At 48.7% G+C, this 16,803-nt stretch carries 11 protein-coding genes and 1 pseudogene; 7 read left to right on the forward strand and 5 right to left on the reverse strand.

All coding sequences use genetic code 11. From position 1 onward, the window contains the following. Positions 1–11: 11 nt before the first annotated feature. The 4 genes from xdh to ssnA all read right to left on the reverse strand — a co-directional run bounded on the left by xdh (position 12) and on the right by ssnA (position 8,428). Positions 12–2,579, reverse strand: coding sequence for a selenium-dependent xanthine dehydrogenase (xdh, locus tag QVP35_RS05815; RefSeq protein ID WP_022260891.1), 2,568 nt, complete (start codon positions 2,577–2,579; stop codon positions 12–14). 26 nt (positions 2,580–2,605) lie between these two features. Continuing rightward, positions 2,606–4,015, reverse strand: coding sequence for a uracil-xanthine permease family protein (locus QVP35_RS05820; protein WP_022260892.1), 1,410 nt, complete (start codon positions 4,013–4,015; stop codon positions 2,606–2,608). Positions 4,016–4,081: 66 nt separating this feature from the next. Continuing rightward, complete coding sequence (gene ygfK, locus QVP35_RS05825) at positions 4,082–7,081, reverse strand: putative selenate reductase subunit YgfK (RefSeq protein WP_009290387.1); 3,000 nt, start codon at positions 7,079–7,081, stop codon at positions 4,082–4,084. Positions 7,082–7,093: 12 nt separating this feature from the next. Then, positions 7,094–8,428, reverse strand: coding sequence for a putative aminohydrolase SsnA (gene ssnA, locus QVP35_RS05830; RefSeq protein ID WP_009290386.1), 1,335 nt, complete (start codon positions 8,426–8,428; stop codon positions 7,094–7,096). A gap of 207 nt (positions 8,429–8,635) precedes the next feature. Here ssnA and QVP35_RS05835 point away from each other — a divergent pair, with 207 nt between their 5' ends. The 5 genes from QVP35_RS05835 (at position 8,636) to arcC (ending at position 14,076) form a co-directional block, all read left to right on the forward strand. Further along, positions 8,636–9,268 (forward strand): helix-turn-helix transcriptional regulator, encoded by a 633-nt coding sequence (locus QVP35_RS05835; protein WP_006569038.1) that lies wholly within the window; start codon positions 8,636–8,638, stop codon positions 9,266–9,268. Between the two features lie 17 nt (positions 9,269–9,285). After that, entirely contained in the window at positions 9,286–10,491 is a 1,206-nt protein-coding gene (gene dpaL / locus QVP35_RS05840) for a diaminopropionate ammonia-lyase (protein ID WP_022260893.1), read from the forward strand. A gap of 38 nt (positions 10,492–10,529) precedes the next feature. Further along, complete coding sequence (locus tag QVP35_RS05845) at positions 10,530–11,795, forward strand: YgeY family selenium metabolism-linked hydrolase (protein ID WP_006569040.1); 1,266 nt, start codon at positions 10,530–10,532, stop codon at positions 11,793–11,795. A 55-nt stretch (positions 11,796–11,850) separates the two neighbouring features. Continuing rightward, on the forward strand, positions 11,851–13,044 hold the full coding sequence (gene ygeW, locus QVP35_RS05850) for a knotted carbamoyltransferase YgeW (protein ID WP_288187777.1): 1,194 nt from the start codon (positions 11,851–11,853) through the stop codon (positions 13,042–13,044). 87 nt (positions 13,045–13,131) lie between these two features. Then, positions 13,132–14,076: a carbamate kinase gene (gene arcC / locus QVP35_RS05855; protein WP_009290381.1), complete on the forward strand. Its 945-nt coding sequence runs from the start codon at positions 13,132–13,134 to the stop codon at positions 14,074–14,076. Positions 14,077–14,127: 51 nt separating this feature from the next. Here the strand turns inward: arcC and QVP35_RS05860 are convergent, their stop codons facing one another. Further along, entirely contained in the window at positions 14,128–14,952 is an 825-nt protein-coding gene (locus QVP35_RS05860; RefSeq protein ID WP_009290380.1) for a MerR family transcriptional regulator, read from the reverse strand. A 793-nt stretch (positions 14,953–15,745) separates the two neighbouring features. Between QVP35_RS05860 and QVP35_RS05865 the strand changes: the two genes are divergently transcribed. Both QVP35_RS05865 and QVP35_RS16555 read left to right on the forward strand, forming a co-directional pair. After that, positions 15,746–16,618 (forward strand): MerR family transcriptional regulator, encoded by an 873-nt coding sequence (locus QVP35_RS05865; protein WP_022260896.1) that lies wholly within the window; start codon positions 15,746–15,748, stop codon positions 16,616–16,618. Between the two features lie 53 nt (positions 16,619–16,671). Then, positions 16,672–16,803 (forward strand): annotated as a pseudogene (locus QVP35_RS16555) (tRNA (N6-threonylcarbamoyladenosine(37)-N6)-methyltransferase TrmO); the annotation flags it as partial.

Below are 16,803 nucleotides of genomic sequence, written 5' to 3' on the forward strand. Positions count from 1 at the left end.
TTTTTATATGATCATGATTTCTTTTTTCTTGCATATGGTGTGTTCTTAAGCGGAAGTTTCTGCTCAAATATACCATTCTTTTTATAATACGCAGAGGCCACAGCCGGTGCCGTTGGGATGGACGTGATCTCTCCGACTCCGATGGCTCCGCATGCAACCGGAAGGCCTGCTTTCTCTACGATCCGGCTCTCCACCTCCGGCACTTTATCTGCCCTGAAAAGTCCCAGGGTTCCGTATTTTGCCGTCGGCTTCAGCTTTTCATCGATCGGATACTGTTCGGTCAGCGCAAATCCAAGGGACATCACCACACCGCCTTCGATCTGCCCTTCCACCGAGAGAGGGTTGATGGCTTTCCCCACATCATGGGCCGCCACCATCTTTTTGATCGTTCCGTCCTCATTCAGCACACAGACCTGAGTGGCATATCCGTAAGCCACGTGGGACACCGGATTTTTCTTATCGCTTCCCATCGGATCGGTCTCTGCCAGATATTCCCCATAGAATTCCTGTCCCTCCAGATCCGTGATGTTCTTTCCCCTGACCGCTTCGTTGTAGAGAGCGCATGCCCTCCTTACCGCCTCACCGGTGACCAGCGTCTGCCTGGAACCGGAAGTCGTCCCGGAATCGGGAGCCAAGATGGAGTTGGAAGCCTCATAGACGATATCATCTCCGGACAGTCCGGTCTCTTCTCCGACTACCTGGACCAAAACAGTCCCAAGTCCCTGTCCGATACAGGATGCACCGCTTCTTATATGAAGTTTCCCACTAATCACCTTCAAAATACATCGTCCGGTGTCCGGGATGCCCACGCCGACTCCGGCGTTCTTCATGGCACAGGCGATGCCTGCGTCCGGATACTCGTCGATAACGTCTTTTACTGCCTCCAATGTCTCTGCCAGTCCTGTGGAGTCATCCACAATCTGTCCGTTGGGAAGTTCCTGTCCCGGCCGTATGGCGTTGCGGTAGCGGATCTCCCACGGGGAAATTCCCACTTTCTCCGCCATCAGTGTCAGAACCATCTCCAGCCCGAAACAGCTCTGGGTCACGCCAAACCCCCGGAACGCGCCTGCCGGTGGATTGTTTGTATAGTACGCCCGGCCTTCGATCTCAAAATTCTGGTAATTGTACGGACCTGCCGCATGGGTACAGGCCCTCTGAAGCACGGGTCCCCCGAGGGACGCATAGGCTCCGGTGTCAGAGATGATACTTGCCTTCACTCCCTGAATGATTCCATTATCGTCACATCCCATGGTAAATTCCATATCCATAGGGTGACGCTTCGGATGGATCAGAATGCTCTCGTCTCTGGTTAGTTTCACCTTCACGGGTCTTTTTAAAAGGTAGGCAGCCAATGCCGCATGGTGCTGGACCGTCATATCTTCTTTTCCTCCAAAACCGCCGCCCACCAGCTTATTTTCCACATACACCTTTTCCGGCGAAATGCCGAGCATTTCATAGCATTCTCTCTGGGTATCATACACCCCCTGATCCGAGGAGTAAACTTTCACTCCATCTTCTTTATATGGAAAAGCCACTGCGCACTCCGGTTCCAGAAATGCATGTTCTGTCCACGGAGTATGAAACTTTTTGCTGATCACATGTCTGGAATTTTTAATGGCTTCCTCTGCATTCCCCCGGCATACGTATTCTCTTGCCAGGAGGTTGCCGTCACTGTGCACGAGGGGCGCATCGTCTCTCATGGCTTCGTAAGGGTTCTTCACCGGAGTGAGTTCTTCATATTCGACCCTCACCAGTTTTTTCCCCTCAGCTAACGCCTCCTCGCTCTCAGCCACCACGAGGGCAATGGAATCTCCCAGATATTTTGTCGTTGTACCTTCCGGAATCAGTACATACCAGTCCCGTTTCAGATGTCCGGTCCGGACATTCCCCGGGATATCCTTTGCCGTGATCACGGCCTTCACACCGGGAACGGCAAGGGCCTTTGAGCCATCGACAGACAGTACCTTTGCCCTGGCATATTCCGAGCGGACGGCGCTTGCAAAAAGCATGCCTTCCATCTCGATGTCATCCGTATACTCCCCGGTACCCAGTACCTTTTCTCTCACATCCAGCCGATGGACTCTCTCTCCCACCTTCCACTGTCCGTTCTCCTTCGGAATCTTCTTTCTCTCCCGGAAAAGTCTGGCCGCAAGTTCCACCGCATCCATGATCTTTTTATATCCGGTGCAGCGGCAGATGTTATTCCTGAGTGCGAAAGCAATCTCCTTCCTCGTCGGATTCAAATTTACATCCAGGAGACCCTTGGCGCAGATGACCATTCCCGGAATACAAAAACCGCACTGGACGGCCCCCGCCTCCCCGAATGCATAGACGAAAACCTCTTTTTCCTCCTCGGGAATACCTTCCACCGTGAGGATCTCTTTGCCGTCCATCTTTGACATCATCGGGATGCAGGCTTTCACAGCCTTCCCGTCCACCAGCACCGTACAGGTGCCGCAGGCTCCCTGGCTGCACCCGTCTTTGACAGATTTAAGCTTCAGTTCGTCTCTCAAAAAACGGATCAGTTTCTGGTCCTTTTCCACAACATATTCTTTTTTATTGACCATACATCGGAACATACCTATCCCTCCATTCCCGTCACATCTTACAGCGACTTAAGGTTCTTGAAATTCTTTTCTTTGACCGTAAATTTCAGAGGAATCCTCCTGCGGACCCTCACTTTTTCTTCCTCCTGCGGAATGATCAGGTTCAGTACAACTGTGATCAGGGTCGCCAGTACAACCGCTGATTTTCCGAAAACCATCATGACCCATGACGGAAACAGTGAAAGAGAATCCGGAGCCAGTGTAATGCCCATTCCGACAGCCACTCCAAGACCGACGATCGCCGTATTCCGGTTGTTGAGCCCGGCTTTTGCTATCAGTTTCACTCCTGTCATGGCAATAGAGGCAAATACAGATATGGTCGCCCCTCCCAATACACACTGAGGGATCGTGGTCAGCAGAGACGCGATCTTCGGAAGCAGTCCTGCTGCCAGAATGATCCCTGACGCCAGATAAAATACTCTCTTCGTCACAACCTTCGTGGTTCCCACGATTCCTACATTCTGGCTGAAGGTAGCTGTGGGAAGGCCGCCGAACAGCGCACCGAACAGGCTGCCCAGTCCGTTTCCGATGATGCCTCCGGAGAGTTCCCGGTCCGAAGGTTCTCTGCCCAGGCCTCCCTGTGTTGTGGCCGTCAGATCCCCGATGGCCTGCACCGAGTTCACGACAAACAGGATCGACATGGTAATCATGGAAGAGGGCTCAAACTTGATCCCGAAATGAAGGGGCCTCGGAAGCTGCACCCAGGACGCCGAGAGGACCGGACTGAAGTCCACCATTCCGAGAATGACGGCGATCACATATCCGACACAGATACCGATCAGGATCGCGGAAAGTTTCAAAAATCCTTTCGTAAAATGGCTCAGTCCCACGACTACCGCCAGCGTGATCAGGGCTACCGCCCAGTTCTTAACACTGCCGTAATCCTTTGATCCGGTGCCTCCTGCCATATATCCCACCGCTACCGGATATAGGGAAAGCCCGATAGTAAATACTACCGTTCCCGTCACGATCGGCGGAAATAAAGAACGGATTCTTTTGATAAAAATACCTACGATGACTGCAACGATTCCGCCGGTCAGCTGTGCGCCGAACAGTGTAGCCAGATCAAATTCCTGGACTACCGCCTGCATGGTTGCCAGATATGCAAAACTGACACCCATGATGACAGGCAGGCCGGACCCTACTTTGTTTTTTAACGAAATAAGCTGCAAAAGCGTCGCCACCGCAGCGACGATCAGCGCGCCCTGTACAAGGACGATCTTATCCTCAGGTGAGATCTCACCTCTTGATAATGCGATCCCGGCTACGATGATGGCCGGTGTGACACATCCCACGATCATCGCCACTACATGCTGCAGAGCCAGAGGGAGCGCCTGTTTGTACGGCGGCTTCCCATCGGTCAAAAACAGCTCTTTTACTCCTGTCTTACTCTTAAAACTATCAAACATATCTACTATCTCCCTGCTGTCCGCTCAACAGCCCGCTTTGCCGGACTCCCCGTTCCGGACCGCAGACTAAAGCAGATAAAATGCGTAGTCTTCACAGATGACGGTCATCAGCCTTCTCAAACCTTCTGTCACTGCAGAACTCTCATCCTCCAAGTTCACTGTCATTGTTTCTCCCAGATACCTTACCAGACATTTCTTTTCTTCACGGTCCAGTACAAAAAATCCGTCATTTTTACTGTTTTCCATATCCTTTTCATTGGCAAACAGAGTAAATTTATCCAGATAAGGCGCACTGTCGTACGGGCAGAAGCTCCTGCAATTCCCGCACTCATTGCACATATAGTCGATATGAACGACCTGGTCTTTTTCGAATCCCGGCACATGGATGGATACATTGGCCCGGTTCGGACAGACATCCACGCAGTTTTCACATACAACATCGCAGCCGAGACATCTTTTGCTCTGGTTTTCTTCTTCCTTTGAATCCTTCAGTATTCCTTTCTTCTCACAGCAGTCTGACTTTTGCGCAGGATTGTCGTTTCCTCTGGAAACTGAAGATCCGAGAATGTCAGAAGCCGCAAGCATGGCATCTCTCATGCCTTCGACTACCGTAGCCGGGCCGCAGAGTCCGTCTCCGATCACGTAAATGCCTTCCTGGCTGGTCATCAGCGTTTCCGGGTCGGTCTTTGCCCTTCCCCTGCTGTCCACCTGAATTCCGTTTTCCTGATAAAAATCTGAAGGCACCTGTTCTCCCACCGCGGCGATCACCGTATCCGCCGGTATTCCTGTGCGCTTACCGATACTCTTCACACTTCTCCGTCCTGTCTTATCCGGGTCGGAAAGTTCCATAACCTTACAGACCAGTTCTCCGTCTTCCAGGAGTACCGGTGACAAAAGTTCCTTAAATTCCACACCGTCTTCCACAGCCATCAAGAGTTCTTCTTCATCGGCAGGCATATACCGTTTCGTCCTTCTATAGACCAGATAGACGTGCTCCACGCCCTTTGTCCGCTTCGCCGCCCGTGCCGTGTCCATAGCAGTATTTCCGCCGCCGATCACTGCAACGTTCTTTCCGATCATCACATCCCCGTCTTTTTCTTTAAACTCTTTCAGGAATTCCAGCGCATTGATCACGCCGCCTTTTTCCAGTGAGAGTTCTCCCGGTTTGGATGCCCCCACAGCCAGAATTACCGCGTCATATCCCTGCTTCCTCAATGCCTGTGCATTTTCAATCTCTACGTTCAGCTGTATGTCAACGCCGAGTTTTCGAAGGAAGGAAGCGTCTTTCTCCACAGATGCAGCCGGAATCCGGAACTCCGGAATCACATGGCGCACCACGCCGCCCAAAGAATCTGTCTTCTCGTACAAGGTTACTTCCGTTCCTGCCTTCGCAAGGTAATACGCACACGCCATGCCGGCCGGTCCGCCTCCGATAACAGCGGCTTTTTTGCCGTTCTTTTCTGCCGGATTCAAAGAGTTCAGGACATCTTCATAACCTCCCATGGCTGCCTTCAGTTTATTGTCTCTGATATGTACAGGTTCCTCATAAAAATTTCTCGTACATTTGCTCATGCAGTTATGGGCACAGATGGTTCCTGTGATAAACGGAAGAGGGTTTCTCTCCATGATGACTTCCAGCGCCTCTTTGTATTTTCCTTCGTCGGTCAGCGGCATGTATGCCGTAATATCCTGATGAATCGGGCATCCCTCCTTACAAGGCGCCACATAACAGTCCAAGAGCGGAACCGGCTGTTTCATTTTCCTGGAAGGAAGCGGCTTTGCGGCTTTTACATGGTGCTTATCTGTCCTGGCCTTCACGGCAAGCTCTGAAACCGCATTCACGTCAACGCCTTTGAACGGAAGCATGACTCCGCGTTCCTGAAGCTTCTCCGCCATCTGAGAAAGCCGCTGGTAACCGCCCGGCTTCAGCAGAGTAGTGGCCACCGTGACCGGCCATATTCCTGCCCCCACGATTTCTGCAATATTATAGGCATCCGCGCCTCCGGAATAAGAAATCCTTAATTTTCCTCTAAACTCTTCAGACAGCTTTGCTGCCAGGGAAATAGACAGTGGAAATAATGCCTTTCCTGACATATACATCTCCCCGCTCGGAAGCTGGTTTTCTTTCACATCCACCGGGAAAGTGTTGGTAATCTTCACCCCAAATTCCAGGTTCTTTTCATCCGCCAGCTTCATAAGCCTTGTGAGCATCGGCACCGCATCCTCATACTGTAAATCGTCCTTAAAATGAAAGTCCCCGAACACCATGTAGTCATAGCCCATGCCGTCCATGGTCTTTCTGGCAAATTCATACCCGAGCAGTGTCGGGTTGCATTTGATAAAGGTATGCAGGCCTTTTTCTTTTAATAGGTAGTCGGCGATGCTTTCAATCTCCTGGGGAGGACATCCGTGAAGAGTCGAAATCGTCGCAGAATTGCATATATCGGACGGAATAGCTTCAATATCTTCCTCAGTGACATTGTGAAGCCGTTTTGCCATAAGCTTGGCTTCCCTCATACATTCTTTGAAAATACTGCTGTCTTTTGCCTCCGTCATCGTGTCGATAAAGGTGTTGATCTTTTCAGACTTGATGCCTGCCAGGTCATAGCCCACACTGATGTTAAACTGGAATCCGTCCGCAGCACCGAGACCGTATTCTTTTGAAATAATATGCAGCAAAAACCACGCCTTTATGTATTCTTCCATCGCCTGGGGCACATAGAGCTCTGTGGACCATTCACAGTTATATCCCTCATCCTCTGCAAGTATACACGGTTTATTGACACAGGCAGACAGTTCTTCTCCGTCCATGATCTGTACGGTTTTAAGTTCAAAAAATCTGCTGCCCGCCACGTAAGCTGCCGCGATGTTCTGGGCAAGCTGTGTGTGGGGTCCCGCCGCCGGTCCGATCTGTGTCTCCAGTTTCCGTCCGAAAATTTGTACGGTCTCAGACGGATCAGCCTCGTAAGGCCTGCGGACACCAAAGATTGTTCCCTTCTCTTCCTTTTCTCTCAGCACCCAGTCAAGGAGCTTTCGAAAGGGAACTGACGTCATAATATCACTCATAAATTCATCCTCCTATCGGTTATTGATCGTATCGGCCAGTTTCTTTGCCTCTTCTCTGCATTTTGCCATGGCCTGGGCTTCATCGGCCACCAGGAGCCTGCGGTCTTTCATCAGAACCTTTCCGTTTCCGATGGTAGTCACTACATTTCTTCCGGTCATACCAAACAGGATATGCCCGTTTACATTGCTTTCATTCATCGGTGTCAGCGGATCGTAGTCAGCGATGATGACATCTGCGGCCGCACCTTTTTTAAGAACTCCAAGCGGGGACTTAAAATACCTGCCCGCGATCTTTGCATTGTTTTCAAAAAGCATCTGCGGCACTTCCGCCCATGCGGTATTCGGATCGCACAGAGAATGTTTATGCAGTAAATTTGCCACCTTATAAGATTCTGTCATATCATGGGTATAGCCGTCGGTTCCAAGTCCGGCAAGGATTCCCTTCTGTACCATCCTCATCGTCGGAGGGCAGCCGCAGGCATTTCCCATGTTGGATTCCGGATTGTGGACGACCATCGTGTCCGTATCCCTGATCAGATCCATCTCATGCTCATTTACATAAATACAGTGTCCGAGCAGAGTCTTCTCTCCCAGTACTCCGCAGTCCATCAGCCGGTCGATGATCCTTTTTCCGTAGTGCTTCAAACAGTGATGAAGGTCCTCGATGCCCTCTGCCACATGGATATGGTATCCCACTTCCTCCGGCTTGTTGGCCGCCGCCAGTTCCATCGTCTCATCGGAGATGGTAAAAGACGCATGCATTCCCATCATGCCGGCAATCATGTCTGTATCATCCTTCAGAGTATGCTGAATGAACCTTGCATTTTCCATAACCGCTTCCTTTGCTTTGTCCATTCCGTCCCTGTCGGAAACTTCATAGCACAGACAGCTTCTCACTCCCAGTTCTTTTGCCGCTTCTTCTATAATAAAGAGACTGTCCGTAATGCTGCCGAAGCTGGCATGGTGGTCGAATACCGTCGTCACACCGTTTTTAATGCTGTCAATGTAGGTAGCCCTGGCGCTCTGTAAGATCTGTTCCTCCGATAGATTCCGGTCTATAGTCCACCACATGCCGTCTAAGATGTCTAAAAAGCCTTTCGGATCGTATCCGTCAATGGAAAGTCCTCTGGCCATGGCGCTGTATATGTGCTCATGGGTATTAATGAAGGCGGGCATAATGACGCCTTTCTTCGCATCAATATACTCCGCCTCTTTATATGCCTTTCTTATGTCCTCTGTTTGGCCGACTTCTATGATCTTATTTTTGTCCATCACAACAGCGCCGTCCTCTAAAAATGGGCAGCTGACATCTCTTGTGATCATTCTTCCGTTCCCGACAATTAACATAAATTGACCTCCTATTCTTTGTGCAGGTACTCTTTCGATAATCTAAATATAGCATCCTAAAATTTAAAAAACAACCGTTCCGGAGCATGTATACAAAATATTTTTGTGACATCTAAAAATTTTTGTATTTTTTTATTGCAATCCTAAAAAAACGTGCTATGATTAACTTATCAGGCAACCAAAACACTCAGAAAAGGAGTGATCAATATGAATCCGGAGCTGGAACTATTAAAGCAAATGGCGCATACGATCGCCATGCAGTTCGGCAGGGACTGCGAAGTCATTATTCATGACCTTACAAGTAAGGATATGGAACATACCATCGTACACATCGAAAACGGACACGTCACAAACCGGAAATTAGGAGACGGCCCTTCCGCGGTCGTTTTAGAGACACTTCACAAACATCCGGAAGACATCAAGGACCACTACGCATATCAGATTAAGACATCCGACGGCAAAATATTAAAATCCACAACAACCTTTGTAAAAGGGGATGACGGAAAAGTACACTATATCGTGGCCATCAATTACGATATCAGCGCTCTTTTAATGATCGACGCTTCCCTTCAGTCTCTGATGCATGTGGAGGAACAGAAAAAGGATGAGCCTACCGCTATCGTGGGAAATGTACACGACCTGCTGGACAGTCTGATCGAACAGTCTGTCACTCTGGTTGGAAAACCCGCTGCCCTTATGAACAAGGAAGAGAAAGTAAAGGCCATTCAGTTTTTAAATGATGCCGGAGCCTTTCTGATTACAAAATCCGGTGATAAAGTCGCCAAGTACTTTGGCATCTCAAAGTTTACTTTATACAGCTACATCGACGTCAACAAATAAAGGAGGATTAGATCTATATGGAAACAATCAAATGGGCAGTCAATGAAATGCCTGAAACCGATGACCGGCATTTAAGCATCATGGCACTGGATGAGATAAAGAAAGCCAGAACGTTCCATGAAAGCTTCCCTCAGTACAGCAAAACACCGCTGGCCAGTCTGGACCAAATGGCGGGTTATCTGGGACTTGACAGTATTTATGTTAAGGATGAGTCCTACCGTTTTGGGCTGAATGCATTCAAAGTCCTCGGAGGGTCCTTTTCCATGGCCCGCTACATAGCAAAAGAAACAGGAAAAAAGGTAGAAGACCTTCCTTATAATGTTCTCACTTCCGAAGCGCTGAAAAAAGAATTCGGTCAGGCAACCTTCTTTACCGCAACAGACGGAAACCACGGAAGAGGCGTCGCATGGGCTGCAAATAAACTGGGACAGAAAGCCGTTGTCTTTATGCCGAAAGGCTCCACAAAGACCCGTCTTCAGAACATTTTAGACGAGAATGCCCAGGCTACCATAGAGGAAGTCAACTACGATGAATGTGTCCGCATGGCTGCCGCCGCCGCAAAAGAGACACCTCACGGCGTAGTCGTACAGGACACAGCATGGGATGGATACGAGGAGATCCCTTCATGGATCATGCAGGGCTACGGAACCATGGCAATGGAAGCCGACGAACAGCTTTCTGAAGACGGCTGCGGACGGCCTACCCATGTGTTCATCCAGGCCGGCGTCGGATCTCTGGCCGGAGCAGTCCAGGGCTACTTTGCCAACCGTTATCCGGAAAACCCGCCGAAAGTCATCGTAGTGGAAGCCGAATCAGCTGCCTGCCTCTACAAAGGTGCCGCAAAAAAAGACGGAAGCATCCAGATCGTGGACGGTGATATGCCGACCATCATGGCCGGGCTTGCCTGCGGGGAACCGAATACCCTCTCCTGGGATATTTTAAAAAACCATGTGGATACTTTCACTGCCTGTCCCGACTGGGTAGCCCGAAAAGGAATGCGGATGCTCTCCGCTCCGCTGAAGGGAGACCCGCAGGTTATCTCCGGGGAATCCGGCGCAGCTCCTTTCGGACTCCTTGCAAGCCTCATGACCATGGAGGAATATAAAGATCTCCGTGAGCATTTAGAACTAGACCGTGACTCAAAAGTTCTCCTCTTCTCAACCGAAGGAGACACAGACCCGGACCGCTACAAACAGATCGTCTGGGAAGGAAAAGATCAATAAGAACCTGAAATCTCAAAGCATTTAGGAGGATATTTAGAATGGATTTTAATAAGATCAAAGAAGCCGCACAAAACTACGAAGCAGATATGACAAAATTCCTGAGGGATATCGTAAAATTCCCAGGGGAAAGCTGCGATGAGGAAGCTCATGTCAACAGGATCGCCGAAGAAATGAAAAAACTTGGATTTGACAAGGTGGAGATCGATCCGATGGGCAATGTCCTCGGATATATGGGAACCGGTGAAACACTCATCGGATATGACGCCCACATAGACACTGTAGGTGTGGGAAATCTTGATAACTGGGAGTTCGATCCCTATGAGGGCTTTGAGTCCGAGACAGAGATCGGCGGACGAGGTACTTCCGATCAGCTGGGCGGCATCGTCTCCGCTGTTTACGGCGCAAAGATCATGAAAGATTTAGGCATGCTCAGCGACAAGTATACGGTCCTTGTAACCGGAACCGTCCAGGAAGAAGACTGCGACGGCCTCTGCTGGCAGTACATCGTCAATGAAGACAAAGTCCGTCCGGAATTCGTCGTCTCCACAGAGCCGACTGACGGCGGCATTTACCGCGGCCAGAGAGGGCGTATGGAGATCCGCATCGATGTGGACGGAGTCTCCTGTCACGGTTCTGCCCCGGAACGCGGCGACAACGCGATCTACAAAATGGCGGATATCCTTCAGGATGTGCGTGCCCTCAATGAAAATGACGCTGAGGACGGAACCGAGATCAAAGGTCTCGTAAAAATGCTGGATGAGAAGTTCAATGATCAGTGGAAAGAAGCACGCTTCTTAGGACGCGGCACCGTGACCACCTCAGAGATCTTCTTCTCCTCTCCGAGCCGTTGTGCCGTTGCAGACTCCTGTTCCGTATCTCTGGACCGCCGCATGACAGCCGGCGAGACATGGGAGAGCTGTCTGGATGAGATCCGCGCTCTGCCGAATGTGAAAAAGTACGGCGCCAAAGTTTCAATGTATGAGTATGCAAGGCCGTCATGGAAGGGACTTACCTATCCTACTGAGTGCTACTTCCCTACCTGGGTGATCCCGGAAGACCACGACGTGACCAATGCGATGGCAGAAGCTTACGAAGGATTATACGGAGAACCGCGCATCGACAAATGGACCTTCTCCACCAACGGTGTCTCCATCATGGGACGGTTCGGAATCCCTTGTATCGGTTTCGGTCCGGGACACGAGGATCAGGCTCACGCGCCGAACGAAAAAACCTGGAAGGCAGAGCTTGTGACCTGCGCCGCTGTATACGCAGCACTTCCGTCCATTTACTGTGAAAAGAAATAAACCATTTTACTGTCATTGATCAGATTTGATTTTTTAGGAGGAATCTACTATGAAAATGAATACATTACAGGACTATATCGACCGCTTAAACCAGCTGAATTTTAAAGAAATGTACCAGAATGACTTTTTCCTGACCTGGGAAAAAACTGACGACGAACTGGAGGCTGTATGGCTGGTAGCCGATGCCCTCCGCTTCATGCGTGAGAACAACATTTCCACCAAGGTATTTGAAAGCGGTCTCGGGATCTCTCTGTTCCGCGACAATTCTACCAGAACACGTTTCTCCTTTGCCTCTGCCTGCAACTTACTCGGACTTGAAGTTCAGGATCTGGATGAAGGAAAATCCCAGATCGCTCACGGTGAAACTGTGCGGGAGACAGCCAACATGATCTCCTTCATGGCAGACGTGATCGGAATCCGGGACGATATGTACATCGGAAAAGGAAATGCTTATATGCACGAAGTGGCTGATTCCGTAGAACAGGGAAATAAAGACGGAATCCTGGAACAGCGCCCTACTCTCGTGAATCTCCAGTGCGATATTGACCATCCGACCCAGTGCATGGCAGATATGCTCCATATCATCCACGAATTCGGCGGTGTGGAAAACTTAAAAGGAAAGAAATTAGCCATGTCCTGGGCCTACTCTCCTTCTTACGGAAAGCCCCTCTCCGTTCCTCAGGGTGTCATCGGCCTGATGACCAGAATGGGCATGGATGTAGTGCTTGCGCATCCGGAAGGATACGATGTAATGCCGGAAGTTGAGGAAGTCGCAAGAAAGAACGCAGAAAAATCCGGCGGAACTTTCACAAAGACCAACAGCATGGAAGAGGCATTTAAAGATGCCGACATTGTCTATCCAAAGAGCTGGGCTCCTTTCGCAGCTATGGAAGAACGCACCGAACTTTACGGAAACGGTGATTTTGACGGTATTGACCGCCTGGAAAAAGAACTTCTTGCCCAGAACGCAAAGCATAAAGACTGGGCATGTACAGAGGAACTGATGAAAACAACTAAGGACGGAAAAGTCCTTTACCTGCACTGCCTGCCTGCCGATATCACCGGTTTAAGCTGTAAGGAAGGCGAAGTGGATGAGAGCGTCTTTGACCGTTACCGCAATCCGCTCTACAAAGAAGCAAGCTACAAACCATATGTGATCGCAGCTATGATCTTCCTGAGCAAATTTGAAGATCCTCAGGCTATCCTCAACAAGCTTGAAGAAAATAAAAAGCCAAGAATCTTTGAATAATCTGAACTGCTAATTTCTAGTTTACCGCCACTTACATTCCGACAATGACGTTTGTTCGTGGCGGTTTCTATTTTCAGGAGGTATCCCATGTATACTAGAAAAAGAATCGTCATCGCTTTAGGCGGCAACGCTCTGGGAGATTCACTGCCGGAGCAGATGACTGCCGTTAAATCCACATCCAAAGCTATCTGTGACCTGATTGAAGACGGCCATGAGGTTGTCATTGTCCACGGAAACGGTCCCCAGGTCGGCATGATCAACAACGCCATGAGTGCATTAAGCCGGGAAGATGAGAACCAGCCAAACACTCCTCTGTCCGTCTGTGTGGCCATGAGTCAGGGCTATATCGGATATGATCTCCAGAATGCCATCCGGGAGGAATTGAGGAAGCGAGGGTTCCTCCGGACACCGGTAGTAACGATCATCACACAAGTCCGGGTAGATGAAAAAGATCCGGCCTTCGATAACCCATCTAAACCGATTGGCCGCTTCCTCTCCAAAGAAGACGCGGATTTTCAGGCCAAAGAATACGGCCATATCATGAAAGAGGACGCAGGCCGGGGCTACCGCCGGGTCGTGGCTTCCCCAAAACCGAAAGAAATCGTAGAGCTTGGGGCTATCCGCAATCTGGTGGACTCCGGACGTGTCGTGATAACCTGCGGCGGCGGCGGAATTCCTGTGACTTTAAAAGGCGACCATTTATCCGGCGCCAGCGCGGTCATCGACAAAGACTTTGCCAGCGCTCTGCTGGCGAAAGAACTGGACGCGGATGTGCTGATCATCCTGACAGCCGTGGAGAAAGTAGCCATCAATTTCGGCAAAGAAAATGAACAATGGCTGTCCGATCTGACCATTGAGGAGACAGAGCGCTACATCGGGGAAGGACATTTTGCTCCCGGTTCTATGCTTCCGAAAGTACAGGCCGCTATCGACTTTGCAGGTTCTAAGGCAGGACGTACTGCCATGATCACTCTTTTGGAAAAAGCAAAGGACGGAATCATGGGAAAAACTGGCACACAGATTCACAAATAACCAGAGACATAAAGGGCACCCCTTTCCGGGAGTGCCCTTTTCCATGCCTGTTTATACTTCTTTTTTCTTGACCGGAAAACATACTTCTGTTACCAGATCCTCCGGTGTCCTGGCATCATGCGGACTCACATGGTAAATGCAGACCGACGGCCCGTCAAAGTCATACCCGTTTTCACAGATCCATTCCGCTACCGCCTTATTTACTCTCGTAATCTGGTCATAGCTTCCTTTGTATGTCACAGATGCTATCTGCATTTCGTCCACATACTTGAATTTTACATGCTCCGTGTCTTGATAGGTTCCATCGACAGACACCTGGATTTCCACATCCACATCACTTTCCTTAAACCCTTTGTCATGGAACACAGCAAGTCCATAGCCTGGATTTTCCGGTTTCACGTTCTGCCCCGCAATCTCCTTATTTAGTGTCTCCCACAGCATTCCTTCACAGTCGTAGGCAGGAATCACCTGTCTCACACTGGCTACATACCTCTTCGGCAGTGTTTTTAACGTCACATTATAATCCATAAAGTTTCCATCCTTTCTCAGCCACTGAATCGTATTGTCAAGAAGTCTGAGTTTTTGTTCCGTTTCCTGAGCCTGACAAAGAAGTTCTTCCCTCTTGATCATCAGGAATTGTTCCATCTCTTCCTCATTTTCGTATTTATTCAGGATTTCACCTATAACAGACAGTCCAAATCCCATAGTCCTTAATGCCTGTATAGTATCTGCCTCCGGAAGCTGGGATTCGCTGTAATATCTGTATCCAGTACTTTCATCTACCGACTCCGGTATCAATAGTCCGATCTTGTCATAATGGCGCAGCATACGGATGCTGACTCTTGACAGTTTTGAAAAATCTCCGATTCTTAACATCATTTACACCTCTCACATATGTGGTTGTTCCTGAGCTCATCTTCAATATAGACTATATCACTGTGTCAGAGTCAAGGGACGATTGAAAAAAATTTTTATTTGCTTACTGTCCGGACTGTGTTTCCTCTTTTCAGAAGCGATATCTCTGTGGAGCTGTTTTAAATTTTGGGAGATAGAAAATCAGCTGTAATTTATAGAGATAAGTTTTTGATATTTTCCACATAATTTCCGTTTGGCTCTTAGAATGCCTCTCTCCAATCATGTGGAAAATGGACGTAATATCTGTTGGAGAAGGACCTCTGTCAAAAAAAGGTTCCGCCTGCGATACTTTTTCTCCATTGTCGGAAGGAGGCCTTTCCAGAGCCGACTGGAGATAATGGAGAAAAACTCGTAACTTTCTTCAAACCGCTGTTTTCCTTCGTCTGTGACACCCGTCTGCTGCCGCAGATTTACCACCGGGACTTTGGCTGCCCCTGTCATGACTCTTGTAATCTTCAGGGTTTGCCCATTTGCCAGCTTAGAGTGGAAAGCTGCCCCTTTATCCGTTAAAACAGTATCTTCTCAACGATTCATAATTTTCCCTCCTGATATTACATCATAGTTTACAGAATTCATTTACTACTTTGCCGGATCATGATCTCTGTAAAAAATATATCATGGTAAATAAGGGCATAGTAGGCATTTTCCATAAAATATTCCGTCCGTTCTTTGAACCCATTGCTAAAATAAAATCTCTCTGTTGATACAATAAAACGCATCCAATATAATCAAAGGGAAAGGAGATGCGTATATAATGTTCAAAATCGGAGAATTTTCCAAGCTCACGCAGGTTACAGTCCGAATGCTCAGACACTATGACCAGACAGGCCTTTTAAAACCTGCACAGATCGATCCAATGACCGGATACAGAATGTATTCCGTGGAACAGATTCCTGTATTAAATAAGATCATCTATTTGCGGGACAGTGGGTTCCAGGTCTCTGAAATCAAAGAAGCCCTTCATGCCGAAAATCCTACCTCTTTGACAGAGCTTCTTGATAAAAAATATACGGCAATACTGAATACTATAGAAATTGAGAAAATACGGCTGAAAAAAATAGAGCTCGCGAAACATGAACTCTTGGACAGTCAAAACGAACTGCATTATCAAGTTTCAATAAAATCTATCCCCAGCTGCCGGGTGCTCTCTATAAGAAAAATAATCCCCGACTACTATGCGGAAGGGGACCTGTGGAAAAACTTGTCCGAATTTGTCTGCAGTCATCATATAGCAATAACAGATGATGCGGCATTCTCTATCTATCATGATACAGAATATAAAGAACAGAATGTCGACGTTGAATTGTGTGTTCCTGTCCAGAGCTTCAGCGAGAACAAAGGCGGCTTTATATTTCGGGATACAGAACCTGTCCCGTTCATGGCCTGTACAATGGTATATGGACCTTTTTCAAATATTGCAGGGGCATATCAATCTTTTGCAGGCTGGCTCCAAAAAAATGAACAGTTTCAAATGTCGGGCCAGAATCGCCAAATTGTACACCGCGGCCCCTGGAATGAACATAATCCTGAAAACTTTCTCGTCGAAATTCAGATTCCTCTAAAACCGCCGCTTTCTGCTTTCCATTTATCCAATGCTCCATTTTCCCTTGACCCTCACATCGTGTGAGGGTCTATATTTATTTTGTTATCAAATCAAACAGTAAAACAGGAGGTACTTTTATGACATCATTTAACATTCGGTCCATAGGAAAAATTTATACTGACGAGAAGGGAACATTCATTAAGATCGATCCGCCGTTTATCCCCGCTCTTGAGGCTTTGGACGGCTTCAGCCATATCAATGTCATATGG

Origin of the sequence: Anaerostipes sp. CAG:276 (assembly GCF_000432215.1) — a bacterium.
Taxonomy (GTDB): Bacteria; Bacillota; Clostridia; order Lachnospirales; family Lachnospiraceae; genus Anaerostipes; species Anaerostipes caccae.

Excerpts from the sequence above, each read along its gene's own strand:
- QVP35_RS05860 (WP_009290380.1), bottom strand. The coding sequence starts at position 14,952 with ATGTTAAGAATCGGAGATTTTTCAAAACTGTCAAGAGTCAGCATCCGT.
- dpaL (WP_022260893.1), top strand. The coding sequence starts at position 9,286 with ATGGAAACAATCAAATGGGCAGTCAATGAAATGCCTGAAACCGATGAC.
- QVP35_RS05865 (WP_022260896.1), top strand. The coding sequence starts at position 15,746 with ATGTTCAAAATCGGAGAATTTTCCAAGCTCACGCAGGTTACAGTCCGA.
- QVP35_RS05845 (WP_006569040.1), top strand. The coding sequence starts at position 10,530 with ATGGATTTTAATAAGATCAAAGAAGCCGCACAAAACTACGAAGCAGAT.
- QVP35_RS05835 (WP_006569038.1), top strand. The coding sequence starts at position 8,636 with ATGAATCCGGAGCTGGAACTATTAAAGCAAATGGCGCATACGATCGCC.
- arcC (WP_009290381.1), top strand. The coding sequence starts at position 13,132 with ATGTATACTAGAAAAAGAATCGTCATCGCTTTAGGCGGCAACGCTCTG.
- ygfK (WP_009290387.1), bottom strand. The coding sequence starts at position 7,081 with ATGAGTGATATTATGACGTCAGTTCCCTTTCGAAAGCTCCTTGACTGG.
- ssnA (WP_009290386.1), bottom strand. The coding sequence starts at position 8,428 with ATGTTAATTGTCGGGAACGGAAGAATGATCACAAGAGATGTCAGCTGC.
- xdh (WP_022260891.1), bottom strand. The coding sequence starts at position 2,579 with ATGTTCCGATGTATGGTCAATAAAAAAGAATATGTTGTGGAAAAGGAC.
- ygeW (WP_288187777.1), top strand. The coding sequence starts at position 11,851 with ATGAATACATTACAGGACTATATCGACCGCTTAAACCAGCTGAATTTT.
- QVP35_RS05820 (WP_022260892.1), bottom strand. The coding sequence starts at position 4,015 with ATGTTTGATAGTTTTAAGAGTAAGACAGGAGTAAAAGAGCTGTTTTTG.